The sequence below is a fragment of the Bradyrhizobium sp. USDA 4501 genome (assembly GCF_054062115.1).
In genome coordinates this window covers 2193617-2211899 of record NZ_JBSSEX010000001.1, presented here as the reverse complement: position 1 = coordinate 2211899, position 18283 = coordinate 2193617, and the positions used below count along the sequence as shown (strand labels likewise).

Annotated in this window: 18 protein-coding genes; 16 read left to right on the top strand and 2 right to left on the bottom strand. The window is 58.7% G+C overall.

What is annotated here, in order from left to right; genetic code table 11:
- The 11 genes from ACVWZM_RS09915 to ACVWZM_RS09865 all read left to right on the top strand — a co-directional run bounded on the left by ACVWZM_RS09915 (position 1) and on the right by ACVWZM_RS09865 (position 9342).
- Positions 1–846, top strand: coding sequence for an SIR2 family NAD-dependent protein deacylase (locus ACVWZM_RS09915; RefSeq protein ID WP_456856669.1), 846 nt, complete (start codon positions 1–3; stop codon positions 844–846).
- Positions 847–1187: 341 nt separating this feature from the next.
- The gene (gene nifB / locus ACVWZM_RS09910; RefSeq protein WP_456852961.1) at positions 1188–2747 is read left to right on the top strand and encodes a nitrogenase cofactor biosynthesis protein NifB; all 1560 of its coding nucleotides are present in this window, start codon (positions 1188–1190) and stop codon (positions 2745–2747) included.
- A 9-nt stretch (positions 2748–2756) separates the two neighbouring features.
- The gene (locus ACVWZM_RS09905) at positions 2757–2981 is read left to right on the top strand and encodes a 4Fe-4S binding protein (protein ID WP_456852959.1); all 225 of its coding nucleotides are present in this window, start codon (positions 2757–2759) and stop codon (positions 2979–2981) included.
- Between the two features lie 1343 nt (positions 2982–4324).
- Positions 4325–4645 carry a nitrogen fixation protein NifZ gene (locus ACVWZM_RS09900; RefSeq protein WP_456856668.1) on the top strand — a complete coding sequence of 107 codons (321 nt, stop codon included), beginning with the start codon at positions 4325–4327 and terminating at the stop codon, positions 4643–4645.
- The gene (locus ACVWZM_RS09895; protein ID WP_456852957.1) at positions 4642–4881 is read left to right on the top strand and encodes a nitrogen fixation protein NifZ; all 240 of its coding nucleotides are present in this window, start codon (positions 4642–4644) and stop codon (positions 4879–4881) included. Before ACVWZM_RS09900 ends, ACVWZM_RS09895 begins: the two co-directional genes overlap by 4 nt.
- Positions 4882–4896: 15 nt before the next feature.
- A complete protein-coding gene (locus tag ACVWZM_RS09890; protein ID WP_253624737.1) occupies positions 4897–5256 on the top strand; it encodes a DUF3024 domain-containing protein in 360 nt (119 codons plus the stop codon).
- Between the two features lie 34 nt (positions 5257–5290).
- Complete coding sequence (locus ACVWZM_RS09885) at positions 5291–5560, top strand: hypothetical protein (protein ID WP_456852955.1); 270 nt, start codon at positions 5291–5293, stop codon at positions 5558–5560.
- Between the two features lie 44 nt (positions 5561–5604).
- Positions 5605–6759, top strand: coding sequence for a DegT/DnrJ/EryC1/StrS family aminotransferase (locus ACVWZM_RS09880; protein WP_456856667.1), 1155 nt, complete (start codon positions 5605–5607; stop codon positions 6757–6759).
- Positions 6760–7101: 342 nt separating this feature from the next.
- On the top strand, positions 7102–7323 hold the full coding sequence (locus ACVWZM_RS09875; RefSeq protein ID WP_456852953.1) for a hypothetical protein: 222 nt from the start codon (positions 7102–7104) through the stop codon (positions 7321–7323).
- A gap of 23 nt (positions 7324–7346) precedes the next feature.
- Positions 7347–7793 carry a Rieske (2Fe-2S) protein gene (locus ACVWZM_RS09870; protein WP_456828163.1) on the top strand — a complete coding sequence of 149 codons (447 nt, stop codon included), beginning with the start codon at positions 7347–7349 and terminating at the stop codon, positions 7791–7793.
- Positions 7794–8994: 1201 nt separating this feature from the next.
- Positions 8995–9342 (top strand): (2Fe-2S) ferredoxin domain-containing protein, encoded by a 348-nt coding sequence (locus tag ACVWZM_RS09865; protein ID WP_050420686.1) that lies wholly within the window; start codon positions 8995–8997, stop codon positions 9340–9342.
- Between the two features lie 565 nt (positions 9343–9907).
- Here ACVWZM_RS09865 and ACVWZM_RS09860 read toward each other — a convergent pair.
- Both ACVWZM_RS09860 and ACVWZM_RS09855 read right to left on the bottom strand, forming a co-directional pair.
- Positions 9908–10651: an OmpW/AlkL family protein gene (locus ACVWZM_RS09860; protein WP_456828165.1), complete on the bottom strand. Its 744-nt coding sequence runs from the start codon at positions 10649–10651 to the stop codon at positions 9908–9910.
- A 444-nt stretch (positions 10652–11095) separates the two neighbouring features.
- Entirely contained in the window at positions 11096–11404 is a 309-nt protein-coding gene (locus ACVWZM_RS09855; protein ID WP_456852950.1) for an ArsC/Spx/MgsR family protein, read from the bottom strand.
- A 667-nt stretch (positions 11405–12071) separates the two neighbouring features.
- Here ACVWZM_RS09855 and nifH point away from each other — a divergent pair.
- The 5 genes from nifH to ACVWZM_RS09830 all read left to right on the top strand — a co-directional run bounded on the left by nifH (position 12072) and on the right by ACVWZM_RS09830 (position 18273).
- The gene (nifH, locus tag ACVWZM_RS09850; protein ID WP_253626052.1) at positions 12072–12956 is read left to right on the top strand and encodes a nitrogenase iron protein; all 885 of its coding nucleotides are present in this window, start codon (positions 12072–12074) and stop codon (positions 12954–12956) included.
- Positions 12957–13106: 150 nt separating this feature from the next.
- On the top strand, positions 13107–13814 hold the full coding sequence (locus ACVWZM_RS09845) for a nitrogen fixation protein NifQ (protein WP_456852948.1): 708 nt from the start codon (positions 13107–13109) through the stop codon (positions 13812–13814).
- Between the two features lie 320 nt (positions 13815–14134).
- The gene (gene nifV, locus ACVWZM_RS09840; protein ID WP_456852946.1) at positions 14135–15367 is read left to right on the top strand and encodes a homocitrate synthase; all 1233 of its coding nucleotides are present in this window, start codon (positions 14135–14137) and stop codon (positions 15365–15367) included.
- A 483-nt stretch (positions 15368–15850) separates the two neighbouring features.
- Positions 15851–16192, top strand: coding sequence for a nitrogenase stabilizing/protective protein NifW (gene nifW / locus ACVWZM_RS09835; RefSeq protein ID WP_456852944.1), 342 nt, complete (start codon positions 15851–15853; stop codon positions 16190–16192).
- A 971-nt stretch (positions 16193–17163) separates the two neighbouring features.
- Positions 17164–18273 (top strand): electron transfer flavoprotein subunit alpha/FixB family protein, encoded by a 1110-nt coding sequence (locus ACVWZM_RS09830; RefSeq protein ID WP_253624725.1) that lies wholly within the window; start codon positions 17164–17166, stop codon positions 18271–18273.
- Positions 18274–18283: the final 10 nt, after the last annotated feature.

Sequence of the window (18283 nt, the reverse complement as noted above, 5' to 3'; positions counted from 1 at the left end):
ATCGACTTGGTCGATGCAGCTGAGGCTAGGACCATTCTCGTCGACATCGCTGCCGGGTTAAGGGTTGCGCGCGTGGTGCCCTATCTCGGTCCTGGCCTCACCGAACTGTCCAGATCCGATGTGCCGACCTCGCCCGAGGCGCTGGCCGACTTCTTCGCCAGCAAGGTCGCACTGCCTCGGCGGGCCAAAGGCAATGCATGGGCATCGGCGCAGCATATCGAGGTCAGCAAACATCGCTCTACGCTGACGACATTGATGGTGCAGGCCTTCGCTCGGTCAGCGGAGCCGACGCCGTTACATCATCATTTCGCGTCCCTGTCGCTTCCCGTCATCGTCGATGCATGGTACGACGGCGCAATACGCGCCGCGCTGGGCAAGCGCGAGGGCTGGGGTGAAGTTCAGGGCATTACCCGTGCCGGCATTGGCGAGAATCGTTGGTACCGCTTCTATGATTTCTCTGGCCAAGAGGTCGACAGTGCCGTGGCCGGTAGCTGGGCGACAGTGCTCTATAAGCCGCATGGCAGCGTGCATCCAGCCAACAACTTTCTGATCTCCGATGCTGACTATGTCGAGGCCTTGACCGAGATCGACATTCAGACGCCAATTCCGGACATCATCAAGGAAAGGCGGAGCGGACGGGCCTTTCTCTTCATCGGTTGTCGCTTTAACGACCAGCTGTTGCGCGGTTATGCGCGGCAGATTATCAAGCGCTCGGGTGGCGCCCACTATGCGATCGTCGATCCGGACACGCTGTCGCGCAACGAGCTCCGTTTTCTGCTCGAACAAGGTCTGGCGCCGCTTGCGATTCGGCTCCCTTGCGCGGTTGAGATACTGCTCACCCGTTAGATGTGCGAAGCTGGATAGCCCGACTGGTATCACCAGTTGTGAGTGGGGGCGGCGCACGAAAGGCCCGCTCAGATGGAGCCGGGTGTTGCGCGCGCGTTGCCGCCATCATTGATGCGCCAGCCCGCGAAGCTCTGAGTGAGGATGGGGACGCATCTGTCGCATTCTTAACAAGCGTATCATTGCGGCTCTTACATGTCTCAACGTCGGCCGGGTCCGCTAACGCTATGACAAACCGACGAAAGTGCGTCTTCTGCGCCGTGGCATGTGAGTTGCTATGCCTCGTCTAGAGGCTCGCTCACGGATGGTCCTGGGAAGCCAATGTGCCTGCGGGGAGAAAGAGAATGAATGCGGTCGTGGGGGGCGGAGGATACGCCAAAGCTGCGCTGGATAACGGCACGATGATGCAGTCTGCCGCCGAGCAACAGGGCTGTCGCACCGCAGCCAAGACCGCCCAGGCAGGCTGCGGGTCACGGACAAGCCAAGGCGATCTGCCGAGCGAAATCTGGGAAAAGGTGAAGAATCATCCCTGCTACAGCGAAGAGGCGCATCATCATTACGCCCGCATGCATGTGGCGGTCGCGCCGGCCTGTAACATCCAGTGCAATTACTGCAACCGCAAATATGACTGCGCCAATGAATCTCGCCCGGGCGTGGTGAGCGAGAAGCTCACCCCCGAGCAGGCGGTGAGAAAAGTGCTCGTGGTCGCGACCACCATTCCGCAGATGACCGTGCTCGGAATCGCTGGTCCCGGCGATGCTCTCGCCAATCCAGAAAAGACGTTCAAGACATTCGAACTGGTCGCCAAGGCGGCGCCCGACATCAAGCTGTGTCTGTCGACCAACGGACTGGCTCTGCCGGACCATATTGACACGATCACCAGGTCCAGAATCGACCACGTCACCATCACTATCAACACGATCGATCCCGAAATCGGCGCCAAGATCTATCCCTGGATCTTCTTCAACCATAGACGCTACACCGGCATCGATGCGGCGAGGATACTCATCGACCGTCAGCTGCAAGGACTGGAGATGCTTAGCGAACGGGGGATCCTGTGCAAGGTCAACTCGGTGATGATCCCCCACATCAACGATCAGCACCTGGTCGAGGTCAACAAGGCGGTGAAGGCCCGCGGTGCCTTCCTTCACAATATCATGCCGCTGATCTCCGCGCCTGAGTACGGCACGGTGTTTGGCCTAAACGGTCAGCGGGGGCCGACGGCGCAGGAATTGAAGACGCTGCAGGATGCTTGTGAAGGGAGGATGAACATGATGCGGCATTGTCGCCAGTGCCGCGCTGATGCTGTCGGACTGATCGGAGAGGATCGCAGCGCGGAGTTCAGTACCGATCAGATCATGAAAATGGACGTCAAATATGACCTTGGGACGCGCAAGGCTTATCAAGGCAGGGTGGAGGACGAGCGTGCCGCCAGCGTCGTGGCCCACCAAGAAGAGCTTTCACAGTTCGCCGGCGAGACGAGCGCGATCACGGTTGTGGTGGCGGTCGCAACCAAGGGCGCGGGACTCATCAACGAGCACTTTGGGCATGCAAAGGAATTCCAAGTATATGAACTTTCTACATCCGGCGCCAAATTCATCGGTCACCGTCGCGTCGACGTCTACTGCCAGGACGGGTATGGCGAGGAGGACAGGCTTTCGACCATCATTCGTGGCATCCATGACTGCCATGCGGTGTTCGTGGCCAAGATCGGTGGCTGCCCAAAAAGCAACCTGATCAAGGCCGGGATCGAGCCAGTCGATCAATACGCGCATGAGTTCATCGAGAAGTCGACGATCGCCTGGTTCAGGTCCTATCTAGACAAGGTGAAGAGCGGCGATGTCCAGCATGAGAAGCGCGGCGACGCCGCGATCCGCCAGGGAGCTCTGATCTCCGCGGCGTAAGGGGGATATATGCCATTCAAGATCATCGCCTCTCAGTGTACCAGCTGCTCGGCTTGCGAACCCTTATGCCCGAACGTTGCCATCTCGGAAAAGGGAGGAAGCTTTGTCATCGAAGCGACGAAATGCACCGAATGTGTTGGCCATTTCGACGAGCCGCAATGCGCCGCGGCCTGTCCGGTCGACAATACCTGCGTAATTGACACTTCCTTGCCCCGCTATCAGGCGTCAGCCTAGGACACGAGCTTCCATGAACGGCATGCCAAGAGCTGGGGCTGAAAAATTTGCAAACTTCGTGCGGCGCGTTGTCAACACCGCAGGTCTCGACCTTCGCACCTCCCTTCGCGAAGACGACTGCTCCGGATGTCCCCGCGATCGTGCTGTTGCTCGCCGGCAGCGGAGCGTCGGCAGGCATTTCATTTGGCGCGGCAGGCCAAAACCGCCTCTCAGCTCCGAGCGTAGGCTTCTGGGCAGCGCCGTTATCGTTGATGTGACTTACGAGGTCACGCTGATCGGCGCATGCCCGGCGGGATCAGCCTTACCGAGCCGCAACATCGCGGAATGTGCCGGGCGAGCGAAGCCGCCGATGACCTTCGAGGCAGCAGCCAAGTCGCCATCTGCCGGTCAGGGAGCGCTGATCGCGCGCACTTTGTTCGGCGAAGTCCCGGGCCAAGACTGGTGGATGGTTAACGCGACTGATGCTGCACTTGATCACGCCGATATCATCATGCCGCGGTTGCATCCCACCGTGTTGAAGGACCTCACCGGCCCCCCAATATGGGCCGGCAATTTGGAAGCAGGGGCGAGGCCGCGACCAAGCTGCTCGAACTCGAACCGGCTGACACGATCGGTACCGAATCGTTCGCGGACGTCCTGGAGCGGAGGAGCCAATCCGAAGATCGGTCACATTGGCAACGCCGCCCCGGGGCATCACTCCAGTTACGGTGCCTGCGCTCGTCCGTCGCGCAAGAAGGGCTGCGACTGCCGGCGTTCGGCTATTTGTGCAAATGATCGTGCCGGCAACGTCTCCAGCACGTCTCCCAGCGGAATCCCGCGCTCAGCAACGGCGGCACGTGGCGCGCAGACGTCGAGGTCCAAGCGATCGTGTCTGCGCAGGCTAATGCCGTTGTCTTATCGTCGATGCTTGATGGCCATAGAAGCCTCGTCGCCCAAGCCGGAACATCGTTTCATACGGGGAAATGATGCCGATGCTGACCGACAGGGAGCCGGCGACGCCGTCGCGCGCCACTTCGCCCCGCAGCTCCGCAATCAATCGGTCTGCGCTGAGGACGTCCAGTTCCGACACATCGTGCCGCGTCGCGCTGCCGTTGCGGGGCTACTTGGTGTGGCTACGGGCCGATACGCCAGAGCGCGGTTAGATATCGCGGAAGGGCTGTCACTCGGGGCACGGACTGCCCTACAGCGACATCCTGGCGTCGGCACGAACTGGCGAAACGCATTGCGGTGGGCGAATCGGCTGAGTGCGGCGAGGGATGAACACAATCGTGGAGGATGTCTCCTGGTCGGACCGGGCAGCACCCCTGCATGTCTGCCAGCGAGCGATGCATGAGGAGCGCTACATGAGCGGTATTGTTCGCGACAGCGACGTCGTCGAGCTCGACGAGCCGCCTGTCTTCAGTTTTAGCCAAAAGGTACGAGCCAATCGCAGCATCCGGAATGATGGCACCTTTCGCGGCAAGGAGATTGGCAACATCTTGGTCAAGAAGGGTGAGATCGGTTACGTCATCTCGATCGGCACATTCCTGCAGCAGTTCTACATCTACGGTGTCGAGTTTCTGGAAAGCGGCTACCGCGTTGGCATGAAGCGCAAGGAACTCGAGCCGGTGGATGCCTGCGAGGAGATCGATGATCTGCCATTGCCGGAGGAGGCCGTGTCGTGAGTGAACGCGGTTTTCTGAAATATCGGCGGGGCCAGCAGGTTAAAACCGTAGTCGATATCATCAACGACGGCTCTTTTCCCAATGCGGAGCCTGACGGCGTCTTGCTCGGCGCCGGAGTGGCTGGAGAGATCATCAGCGTTGCCATCCATACCGAAGCGAACGTTCCGATCTATACTGTCGATTTTGGAGAACGGCGGCTCATCGGCTGTCTTGAAGAAGAAATCACAGGTCTTTGAAGGGAGGCTTCCGCGATGAATGCCGGGCTGATGAGAAAGGTCAAGACCGGGCTGGTGGCGCACCCCAACGAGCTTGATCGCAAGCGGATCGAGCGCAGCTTGAGCTCCCGCACGCGCTATCTCTACGTCTCGCCGAAGGTGACGCCGGTGAAGGGCGGCTACCTCGTCGAGAGCCCCTGTTGCTCGCGCAATATTGACAAGGACGGCGCGCTAATCGACGTCGCGCTGATTCTTTATGATGGCGTGAGCGGAATTTGGAAGGTGTTTTGCAAGAACCACGCCCAAGGAATCTGGGAATTTTACAGCCTATATCACCGCCTGACTTCAGCGATCGACGAATTGAACACGGATCCGGAGCGTCTGTTCTGGCAATGAGGGGCGGCTTTTGAGGGGTCACAGAGGAGCCACGATGACGCTCACTGCGCAGGAATTGATTGAAATCGAGCAGCTGCTTGCGGCCGACAGGGCCGAGGAGGGGCCGTTTGTCGAGCTGCGGCGCCGCTTTCCGCAGCTTGCTTGTGTGCGCTGTGATGCGTCGGATATGCCGGATCGGCCATTCCGGCAGTTTGTGCGTTTCGATCTCCATCTGATCGATGGATCGGATCACTGCGTGCAGATTACGGCCGATCCGGCACGGGCGACTGGCATCATATTGGCCAAAAGGAACGCTGCGCAGTGAGCGGCACTGAGCTCGCAGAGCATCCGTGCGATGGTGCGCACAATGTGGAGAATAATGCATCCTTCATCCCACTGTCGGACCCGGATATTACCGTCGCTGAGCTCTCTGCAGTGGAAACCCTGCTGTGTTCGTCGCAGATCTCCAGCGGGCGGATCACTGAGGCGTTCGAGCAGGCTTTCGCGGTCTATCTGGGCCGCAAACATGCCGTTGCGGTTTCGAGTGGTACTATTGGGCTCCTGCTTGCACTCAAGGCGCTCGGGATCGGAGCAGGACATGAGGTCATCGCCTCGCCCTACGCCTTTCGCGAAACAGCGCATGCCATCAGTCTCGCAGGCGCACGGGTGGTATTTGCCGACGTCGACTATTGGTCGGGAACATTGGTTCCAGCGAAGGTCGAAGAGAGCATTACGGCCTGCACGCGGGCGATTGTTGCCGGCAATCCCAACGGTCATCCTGCGCCATGGGCAGAACTGCGGACGGTCGCACAGCGCCACCGGCTGCTGCTCTTGGAGGATTCCACCGAGGCGATCGGGTCGAGCTACAAGGGGGAGCTCGTCGGCCGATTTGGCGACTTGGCCGTGTTCGACTTTGCCCAGCCGGTAGCCCTAAGCTGCGGTGAAGGCGCAATGGTGGTGACGGATGACATTGATATTGCGGTTGGGTTGCGCCGCCATCGCGCCCACCGCCTGGACGAGCGATTCTCAGTCGTCGTCGCGAGCACAGCACCTTACCAGGCTGGCATCAGCGATCTCACGGCTGCCTTGGGGCTGGCGCAGCTGAAGCGTCTCAATGAAATCCTGGAGCGGCGTCGGCTCATCGAGCAGCTCTATAACGCGCATATCCAGTCATTTGAAGGCATCAAGCCGCCTTATGTCGGTCCCGATGTGACGGATGTGAACTGGATGCTTTATCTCGTTCAATTGGGGACACGCTTCACGCGATCCGGTCGGGACGCCATTATCGATGATCTGCGCGCCGCCCAGGTTCAATCCGCTGCCTACAGCCAACCGTTGCATTTGCAACGCCACTATTTTGACCTTGGCTATCGCCGTGGCGATTTCCTGGTTACCGAAAAGGTCGCCGATCGCGCTTTAGCGCTGCCTTTTCACACCCATCTCACGAACAAGCAGATCGCGTTTATCGTGGAGACCATGAAAGATGCCTCGATCAACGTGGGCGCAGGTGCGGCGATTTACTGAGATGATCGTTGTGCACCACATGAAAGGAGGATTGATTGAGCACAATCGTAGCTCTGGGCGTGCGCGAGATGAGAAATCAATCGAGCGCATGTCATGCGATGCCCCGCGGGCGGATAGATATCCGCATAAATGCGGAACACGTCGCATGCCGCTGCATCATGTACTGTTCGGGAAGCTGCGGGAGAGATGCTCCAGCCTCGCGCTCGCAGAGAGCCTGCTCGATCGTCGCAAAGTGTCGTGCCCACGCCGTGGCTTAAGGCCTACGCGCCAAGATGCTCGAATCCGAGCACGCCACCATCGGTTTCGGCTGGGGTGTCTCGAGTTAGTCAAACAGAGCTTACCATGAACGTACAGGAAGTCATCATTCACGTCCGCTTCGCTCCGAATGGAAGGGTGGTCCAGATCAGCGAGCGCCCGGCAAAGCTCACGCCGAACCAATGGTTTGAAGTTCTCAACGCCCGCGCTAGCTCGGCATATCGACCGCTCGCTCGTGGCCGTGGCATCTTCCGATTGAGCCGTACTACGGTCGAAGCCTTCAAGCAGGAAACTGCCAGGCCGGGATGAGCCAAGCGATGATCGGGAACCCAATGGGCGATCAGATCGAGGTTTTTACCGTCTGTCCGGCCGATGCCATCGAGCGGAGTGGCGCCAGGGGCTTTAGCCTGTCGCGTATCGATGATAGCGGCGAGAGCCGGTTGTTTTCCATTATTGTGGTGCGCACCTTCGGCAACGACTATTTTGGCTATGTCAACCGTTGTCCGCATGACGGCGTCTGGCTGAACATCGGCTCCGGCGAGTTTTTCTCGGCAGACCATTCCTTTCTCAGATGCGGCCGGCATGGTGCAAGGTTCGAGATCGAGACCGGAGTGTGCATCGATGGTCCCTGCAATGGACAAGCGCTTGAGCCGATAGCGCTCGCCGTGATCGAAGGTGACGTTTGCCTATGCGGCGTCAAGCTGCTGGAGGAGGATCGGGCTTCCGAGCGCTTCGAGGACAGCGAAGAAACAATGGATATCACGATCCATCCGGATTGACGGCGTATCATTTGGCTGTTGTTCAAGTTGGGTGCGGGATTTTATCGGAGGACGAAATCGTCACTCCTGAGCGTGGTGCAGATCGGCATTCTGCTTTCTTAGCTTGTCAGAGCAAACGGCAGTCGAACGCATGGCTGCCAGGCGCCCAGAGAGCTCCACCGCACCAACAAGAAGTTACTCTTGTGTCAACTCGCCAAATGGACCTGGCAGCGGGACCTGCGTTTTGCTGCCGGCCGATAGAACATGTTCAAGAAATGCCCTCGGCGGCTGGAAGTCCGCCGAGGACACCGTCTGGGCTGCGAGAATGGGGAGACCCAGACTGACAGGATCGTTTGGGAGGAACAATGACGATCCTGTGTCAGAAGCTTTTGTCCGTCAGCGACGGCCGGCTTATTTTCTGCGCTGCAATTGCAATGCCAAACGCCTCAATGCGACCTCTCAGCGAGTGGCGCCGCGATCTTCGGGGGCCGCCGGTTTACGGACGCATTCATGAATGAACACGTGTTCGCTGTTCGGATTGAGGCGGCAAGTCCGCCTTGACCGTATCGTGCACGGTTGTGGGCGCGATCCAGGTCCGCTGTATTGCGGGTTTCGTGACGGCCGATAAAGTCCAGGCAGCTTAACCTATAGCCTTGAACGCGGGTCTGCGTTCACTCTGACTGTCGGGACGTTTGCGTCAGGCGCTATCTTGTTGAGGTAAACAATAGATCGGAAACAGCGCAGCGCACATCATGCGTGCGAACGGCTGAAGCAGAATGGGGAGCGTCAAATGCGAAGCCAACGATTGTCCTGTCCAAAACAGAAGAGAAACGACATTGTTGGAATTCCAGCATCAACGATGAAGAGCGCCTTGGCAGAACAAAAGATAGTCGTAAAAACGCAAGGATTCTGCATTTGGTGTGGAACTTGCTTCGGAGCAATCGGATGGTTGAGCAATGTAGGAGCGAAGAGAGTGCGATGGTAGGAGAAGACGTTGAAACGAATCAGGAAGGTTGTGCCAGACGTGAGTCATGTGTGGCTGATCTTCAGCGTTTACAATTAGTGTTGCGTTCGCTCATTTCGCCTGCGTTCGCAGGCGCGCGTCGAAATCAGTAGCATCAATCGATCGATGCGGCGTTCGACAGCAAGAGACCCTGTGAGGGCGATGCGGGCCCGGGCCATGTCTCTTTCGGATCGCTCGCACTGATCACAGGATAAGCGCATGGACTCAGAAACCGAATTCGAGCTCCCCCAAATTTATAGGCATCATGTCTTTGCCTGCAACACGCAGCGTCCGCCCACTCATCCGCACGGCAGTTGCGGCGCCTCTGGCGCGCAAGCACTGTGGGATCGAATGGGCAAGGCGATCGAAGCGCAAGGCCTTAACGATATCGGTTTCACGATGGCTGGCTGCCTCGGCTATTGTAACTCCGGTCCCTTGATGGTCGTCTATCCTGACGGAATCTGGTACCGCGCGACTACGCCGGAGGACGTCGATGAAATCCTGGAATCCCATCTCAAGCAGGGTAAACGTGTCGACCGCCTCGTGATGGTGCTAAAGCGCAGCTAAACGCCTTGCTTCGCGCCGCTTGGCCGGGCAATCAAGTATGGACAGCTCCTCCGTCGATGAGCTGTCCCCTCGGCACGTCGGTCGGCTCACGATGACCGGGCGGCCCTCAGGCGTCAGGACGTGCGAAAAGCGCGTCATGGAGCTTGTCGTTATGGCGCTCTTTGAGATGTTCGGTGAGACGGGCCCAGATTAGAGCGCTGCTCGTGCCCGGGCCCTGAACCTTGAGCGTCAACTCCCTTGTCAGACTATCATTGTCACGGCGCAGCGCGGCGCCTTGAATTTTCAGACCCGATCGGCAACTGGCGCGGTCGCAACGCCTGACAAAGCAAGAACGTGTTTCTTTGATGGCTGTTGGATCAATCTGTTCGCGTCACTCTATATTGTCTGGTGCGCTGCACGGGGCAAGCGCAAGGAGCGGATGGCGCTTACTTTCTTCGCGAGACGACGCGTCTTTGACACGCCATCTCGCTCGCGGATGAACTGCGGTGCGGTTGAAGGACGCGCTCGATGGCTCGCCGCGTCCGGATTGACAACCTTGTCTTCTTCTCTGGACCCTATTCTGACGTCAGAACTTGTAAGCGATGCCGCCGCTGATGAGCCATGGGTCGATATTGGCGCGCCCGGAGACGGGAATCGCATTGTTTACGGTCGCAGAATAGTCTGGCCGCAGCCACAGCTTTTTCACGTCGAAGTTGAGGCCCCAATGACGGTCAAGCATGTAATCGAAGCCAAATTGGACCGCCGCGCCGAACTTGTTGCTGATGTGCAGATCCGTCACGGTAAGGCCGGCGAGCGACGTATTGGCCGCCGACTGATTGAAGAATGCGGTGTAGTTGATGCCTGCGCCGATATAAGGCTTCAGTGGGCCGAAATCGTTGAAGTGATATTGCAGGGTCAGCGTCGGGGGCAATAGCCAAGCTTTGCCGATATCGAGTCCATTAAGCGTGCCAGTGCCGTTGATGTGATGGCGGGTCACGCCGAGAATAAGTTCAGCCGCGATGTTTTTTGTGAAGAAATAGGTGATGTCGAGCTCCGGTATGGCTTGATCGCTGATCGATAGCCCGGAGTTGGGAGAAGACAGCGAGGGCACTCCTGCGACGTGGACTGAACTGCCTGCGGTATCCGGCAAAACGCCGAGCACCCGCAGGCGGATCATCCATGGATTGAACGGTTCGATCGGGGGCGCTTTGTAATAAACCGGCGCCGGACCGAGATCTGCAGCCTGTGCCGAGATGCTGGCCAACGAGATCGCGAGCGTGAGGAGCGACGTCGTCGTCAGAATTGTTCTTGTTCTCATCGAATTCTCCATTCCAAAAGTCGCGCGATAAGGCGCGCGGGATCTCTGTCACACATGACAAGCGGCGGAGGATTTGATGCGGGTCAAAAAGGTGCCTGGCTCACAGCAATTATGCGGCTGAGTTGCATAAGAAGCACGGCTATCGAAGCGTCGTTGTCTTTGCTTTATAGCTGTTCGATTCATAGCCTGTGCTGAGTCTCAATCTCTTCAGGAAATTGTTTGTTGGCTTGATGCCTTATCCAGTCCCATTGTGCCATCGCGATTAAAGTGGCAACGCAGCAACCCCGCACATTGCAGGGCCGGTAGAGGCAGCATTCACCCGAGGGGCAATATCGGCAGATCCGTGTTACGGAGCAGCCAGGTTGGCCCTCTCAGCGAGGGTCCGAGTCGGCGGTCACGAACCAAGCCGGAAGCAGAAAAATGTGGTTCTTCGCATCAAAGCCTTCTGTCCTAGCCTCACGTTTGCGGACAGCGCGTCTCGTTTGCGTCATGCACACATCCATCGAGATCATCTGGGGTCTTGCGGCCAAGCAGCGACAGCACGAGCTCATGATCGAATCCGGCGCATCGTGATCCGTCGACGTCGATCAGAGGTCTGCGTATCAGGAGCGGATCGTCTAACATCAACGCTAGTGCGCGCTGGGCGTCAATCATGGCGGGATTGACTTCGCCTGATTTGATACGGGGGGCCGCTTGGTTGAACCAGGAGGCGACCGGGGTATTGCCGAAGAAGCGGCGCAGTTCTTCCGAAGCCCACGGCTCCATCAAAATATCTTTGGGCTATGATGTCGTGACCGGCAGCGTTGAACGCTTGAATCTGACGCGCGTTGGTCGCGCAGCCGGGCTTTTGATAAAAGATGATTGTCGCCATGTCATACCTATGTTGGCAGGGCTGAGCTGAGCGATGGCCATGTCGCTGCTGCGTTCGACGCCCATTCGATGGTCTTGCCAATTATCTTCAATGTCAGTCGGCTAAGCGCCGCTGGTATCCGCTGTCCGGTCAGTCTGGATCACAACCGACATTGTCGCACCGCTCAAGTCCCAGAGAGCCGGTTCACGAGAGGAGTAGCAAGTCCCATTCCGTGGCTGAGGATATGGGACAGCCCATGCAAATGGGCTTCGCGTCAGCGGTTGCCGCTCTTGTTCGTTTTCTGACAGCCGCGCTGACCGATAGATTCCAAAACAGCCAGGCGCACTCGCGGGCAGGTGGCTTTTTAAATGTAATCAAAGACTTGGGCAGCGCTTACGAGCGTTGGCACGGCGGTTGCTAATATCGGGCAGCAACACTGAGTGAGGGCTGAGTGCACGCCGACGCGTAAGACGAGCGATGTGCTCCTTCCCTTGAACCCGTGTGCCCAGTTTCTGAGAGAGAGAAACAAGCTCGCGCGTCAGAGGCGCGCAACTTTTGGCAAATCGGTTGATGGAGAGCAACATGTCTTCACTAAGGCAAATCGCGTTCTACGGAAAAGGTGGCATCGGCAAGTCGACGACTTCCCAGAACACGTTGGCGGCGCTGGCCGAGATGGGTCAGAAAATCCTGATTGTCGGGTGCGATCCTAAAGCGGACTCGACCCGCTTGATCTTGCACGCCAAGGCGCAGGACACGATTCTGAGTTTGGCGGCGAGCGCCGGCAGCGTGGAGGATCTTGAACTCGAGGACGTGATGAAGGTCGGCTACAAGGACATCCGTTGCGTGGAGTCCGGTGGTCCTGAGCCGGGCGTCGGCTGCGCCGGTCGTGGCGTCATCACGTCGATCAACTTCCTCGAGGAGAACGGCGCCTATGAGAACATTGATTACGTATCCTATGACGTGCTCGGCGACGTTGTTTGCGGTGGCTTTGCGATGCCAATCCGTGAAAACAAGGCGCAGGAGATCTATATCGTGATGTCCGGTGAAATGATGGCCATGTATGCCGCCAACAACATTTCGAAGGGTATCCTGAAATACGCCAACTCGGGCGGTGTGCGGCTGGGCGGCCTGATCTGCAATGAACGACAGACGGACAAGGAATTGGAACTGGCGGAGGCGCTGGCCAAGAAGCTAGGCACTCAGCTGATCTACTTCGTGCCGCGCGACAACGTGGTGCAGCATGCCGAACTCCGCCGCATGACGGTGCTTGAGTATGCGCCCGATTCGAAGCAGGCCGATCACTATCGCAATCTCGCTACCAAGGTTCACAACAATGGCGGCAAGGGCATCATTCCGACTCCGATCTCCATGGACGAGCTCGAGGACATGCTGATGGAGCATGGCATTATGAAGCCGGTCGACGAATCTATCATCGGCAAAACTGCCGCCGAGCTCGCGGCCGAGTAAAGGTCGTGAGTCGCGGCCTTGCGAAGGCGCGCGACGGATGCCGGCCTCCCTCACCCCCCATCCGGGGAGGCCGGCATTCTGATCAGCGCCCCCCGGCCGGGACCAGGATGCGGCGGCGCAAACCTGGCCGCTATAGAGACCCACAAAATCATGTCCGAAGTGCACTTCCTTCCGTTTATGGCTGCTTGTGAGCCTGATGCGAGCAGTTCCAACGGAATTGTAGCCTACCGCCTCCTCACCGGCGTACTTCCTGCGGATGCCGACATTGCCAGTGACGGTCATTTCGACCGCCACGCTTTGGCATCTATTCTGGCGGCTGCCACGATGGATGGTGGCGCTCTTCCGGAGAAGACTGGCCTATCGGGCGATGAACTCGCGGCTTTGCTCGCGCAGTTTCCCTCACTTGAGGTCGAACTCCCCGATGAGCTCCTGAGGTACAAATGCAACGAGAACGACGAAATCGCAATGGTGCGCGATCTTCTCCTGAAGCACCGCTCGACGGAAGGAGATCTCGGCCGCTGGCTGGCTGCCATGATCGCCCGACGAGCCATCGAACCAGACCATCTATGGGAAGATCTCGGATTGCGCAATCGTGGCGAGCTCTCTCGGCTGCTCAGCCGTCACTACGCGCCGCTCGCCGCGCGCAATGTCAACAATATGCGTTGGAAGCGTTTCTTCTATCGCATGCTTTGCGAGGATGAAGGCCTCGCGATGTGCACAACACCAGTGTGCACGCAATGTAACGACTTCAACCTTTGTTTCGGCGAAGAAAGCGGTGAGAGCCGGATGGCCGAGCGCCGGCGCGACCAGTTGCTGGAGGCGGCTCGCCAGCAGGTCACCGCTGATTGGCCCATCTGACTTGCCACAAACGTTCTCGTGCGTTGCAGCGCGACAACGCTTCCAGGATCTAGCGATCCCCGCGGCATGTCATCGTGCGGATAAACGCCGCTTTAATGCGAGCAAGTGACCATGGATCCAAGACATGCCGGCCAGAATTGCTCCGGGATCAATCGCCAACATCGCGTCGCGCTGCAATCGGGTTGGCTTTCGAACTCGACTTGGGAATGGCAAAAGCGCCCTTTTCATGAGCCAGTCGCGTTTGCGGCAATCCATTGGCGGGAGGAGGTTAAGGAAGGAAGCGTAGATTTTCAATCCGTTGGCAGGGATAGCGCAGTGGCATGCGGGTTGCTGAAAGGGATGTGGTCAAAGATAAGGAGCCAGCCTGCGTGATCGCCTCTAGCGACGAACCCTCATGGTTCGATCAAGAACGCGCGAAGCCGACCGTGCTTAACGATACGACGCTAAGGGACGGGGAGCAGGCGCCCGGTGTTGCGTTCACCACGAAGGAAAAGCTGGCGATCGCGCAGGCGCTTGCGCGGGCCGGGGTCACGGAGATCGAGGCGGGAACGCCCGTGATGGGCAATGAGGAAATCACAGCAATCCGCGCCATTGTCGAAGCAGATCTTCCGCTGACGACGATAGGCTGGTGCCGGATGAGGAAAGCGGACGTCGATGCGGCGATTGAAGCCCGGGTGTCCATGATCAACATGTCGATCCCGACTTCCGATGTGCAGATCGCAGCCAAGCTCGGCGGTCATCGCAGCCTGGCACTGGAACAGGTGAGGCAATTGGTCGGCTATGCTCGTCAGAAGGGGCTTCAAGTTTCTGTGGGCGGCGAGGACGCTTCGCGCGCCAACGTCGAGTTTCTGATCCGGCTGATTGCAGTCGCAAAAGCCGCGGGCGCGTGTCGTTTTCGTGTTGCAGATACGCTCAGTGTGCTCGATCCCGACGCAACCTACGCGCTGGTCAGGAAACTGCGTGTGACCACCGATTTGGAACTCGAATTTCACGGCCACGACGATCTCGGACTCGCAACCGCCAATACACTCTCAGCCATCAAAGCTGGCGCGAGCCACGCTTCAGTGACCGTCATCGGGTTAGGCGAGCGGGCCGGAAATGCGCCGCTTGAGGAAGTCGCGGTCGCACTCAAGCAGCTCTACGGGCGCGAGACCGGCATCATACTTCCGGAGCTCGAGAACGTCGCCGCACTGGTCGCTGCAGCGGCCGCGCGTGCCATTCCTCTGAATAAGGCCATCGTTGGAGAGTACGCATTTACGCACGAATCCGGCATTCATGTCGATGGCCTTTTGAAGGATCAGCGCACCTATCAGTCGCTTGATCCGGCTTTGCTTGGCCGCCGCAACCGCTTTGTGATCGGCAAGCATTCCGGACTTGCGGCGATTACGGCGTTGCTCGATGAACTCAAGCTGGCCGCCAGCGCCGATCAAGCCAGACAGATCCTCTCGCAGGTTCGCAAGCATGCGATTGAGCACAAGCTGCCGGTCGAGCGCAAAACGGTGGCGGCGATCTGGCGCGACGTGTGCGGATGCCCAGCCACCCAAAGCGGGTGAAGAGCCGTGCTTAGCATCGTTTGCGCCGACTATTCGACAGACCAAGTGCATCGCAAGGAGGCCATCCGATGCCACTGATTGGCGCGAAGATGCCGCACTTCCGCATGCCAACTCGCTGGTCGCAAATCTGCGCTCCAGTTATTACGGGCTGTTCCGGCATTCATGCTGTGATCTGCAATCCGGCAGCGAGCCGTCCGCGGACTGCCAAGCGACGTCTTCTCTTGAGGCTGCCGTCCCGCCCGACCACCGGTCGGACGAGCATCAGCACCGATTGCGGTTTGGCCGTTCATGCCCCTTCCTCATCCGGGCTGCCGTCGCCGTCCGCCGAACCTGCAGATCTGGATAGCGAAGTTGAGCGCGTCGGCGTTCCAGGGCGGGCGTTGGCGAAGCGCACCCGCTGCACGAGGTAGAACCGCGGCAATATCATCAGGCGCTAGGAGTATCTTATTTGGCGTCCGAAGCTGATCCAAAGGAGACCTTTCGATGATCAACTCATCCCCGGCAGCCCATATCCTGGACCGGCTTAGCAACGCCTCGTCGGCAGAGGAGTTCTTTTCGCTGCTCGGCGTCGATTATAATCCGAAGATTGTAAATGTCGCGCGCCTTCACATCCTAAAGCGCATGGGACAATATTTCGCCAAAGAGCAATTTTCTGGCGCCACAGAGCCGGAAATCAGAGCTCGGTGCAAAGCGATGCTGGAGCAGGCTTATGCTGATTTCGTGGCATCGCGGCCGATTGATCAGCGAGTATTCAAGGTTTTGAAGGATGCGGTTGCAGGCCCAGGCAAACCGACAGCCTTTGTTCCGTTGAGCGAGCTGAAGTGACTTCGCGCTCCACCGCAATGAGGTGTTCTCTAACGATTGCCGTGCGGTCTGAAAGCTCCTTCATCAGATCATCTATCTGCCAGCCATGACCCGAGCGACGCTGTCGCATTCCCGACCCATGTCCGGACTGATCGTGTCCAAGGCCCTGAGCGAGCATTTAAGTGTCTGTCAAATCATTGCTTCCGCCTGACTTTCGATGGTTCTTGCAAGTGGTACGACACTTGCTGTTGTCGTGCCTATCCCGTCATCGATGCTGACAGATGGCGGTCGTCCGAGATGAAAAGGAACACCTATGACACTGCTTCTACCGCCTACCGAGCGATGCGGCATGATCTCGCGGCTCACGCTCGCGCCCGGTCCGTTCGATATGGCCTTTGATGCGGACGAAGCCGACACCGACCGTGAGATGGTGGTCAGTGGCTAAGTCGTCCGTTGCGCAACATCTGGAGAGGGCATGTACATAGTCGTCAGCGTCGAGCGAGTCCGCGGATGCGCGCAAAGTGGCATTCGTCGCAACGCGGATAGCAACATGCGTCCGGCGGAGGCGCCAAGCGCGGCCGATGCAAGGTGCCGGGGCTGGAGGCTGACCACGCAGTGCATGAAAGGTGTGCAGCTCCGATCGCCTTGGTGGTCGCACCCGGTGCAGAGCGCTGGGCCGAAAGCGAGGCGCCGATACTGCAGAGCAGGCGGACGCAACAGCTCTTCCGGGCACAGATGCCGTAGCGGCGTCGCCGGCACCGTGGCGCTTGTCGAACCGAGCGCGCGAGGCACTACCGTCGAGGACATCTCTGGCTCTGGCCCGCCCGGAGCGTCTACGTCGATGACGAGTTTTACTGCCTGGTCGGTTTGCACCAGGCGGGCCGGGCAGCCGAGCAGCCGGCCACTTGCTGATCAGAACTGATCCTCAGTCAACTGAATCTAGATACAAACCTGTGGCGCGGGCGCGCGTATTCTTGAGGGGACTTTAAAGCATGAGCAATGTCACCAAAACGGCTGTGCCTGCGGCGGCCGGCCGGGCAGCAGCCAAGAAGGAACTGCCGGAGCACTTTAAGGCCTACAAGCATGTCTGGGTTTTCGTCGAGCTGGAGCGCGGCCAGGTGCATCCGGTTTCCTGGGAGCTCATGGGAGCGGGGCGCAGGCTTGCCGACAAGCTGAAGGTGAATCTCGCCGCGGTCGTTGTCGGCCCGGAGGGGCAGTCCACCCGTAACGCCGCACTTGAATCCTTTTGCTATGGGGCCAATCTGACCTATCTCGTGAGCGACAACGTTTTGGCGGATTACCGCAATGAATCCTATACCAAGGCGCTCACCGAACTCGTCAATACCTACAAGCCCGAGATCCTGCTGTTGGGCGCGACCACGCTGGGGCGCGATCTCGCGGGTTCCGTGGCGACGACTTTGTCAACGGGACTCACTGCCGACTGCACCGCGCTCGATGTCGACGCCGATGGTTCTCTTGCGGCGACGCGTCCGACCTTTGGCGGCTCGTTGCTCTGCACGATCTATACCTTGAACTATCGTCCGCAGATGGCAACAGTGCGCCCGCGGGTCATGCCGATGCCTGAGCGCGTCGAACGCGATGCGGCCCGTATCATCGTCCATCCGCTCGGCCTTGTCGAAGACGATATTGTCACGAAAGTTCTGTCGTTCCTCCCAGATCGTGATTCCGAGACATCAAATCTGGCCTATGCCGACGTCGTGGTTGCAGGTGGCTTGGGACTGGGATCGCCTGAGAACTTCCGGCTGGTGCGCGAGCTCGCAACTCTTCTTGGCGCTGAATATGGCTGCTCGCGTCCTCTGGTGCAGAAGGGGTGGGTTACGTCTGATCGGCAGATCGGTCAGACCGGCAAGACGATCCGGCCAAAGCTCTATATTGCGGCCGGTATTTCCGGCGCGATCCAGCACCGGGTGGGTGTCGAGGGGGCGGATCTGATCGTCGCCATCAATACTGACAAACGTGCTCCGATCTTCGACTTCGCCCATGTTGCGATCGTCAGTGATGCCATGCAATTGCTGCCGGCGCTGACGGCGGCATTTCGCGCTCGGCTCTTGCCGAATTCGCGCGCCCGGATCGCGGTCTAGAGGAGATGAT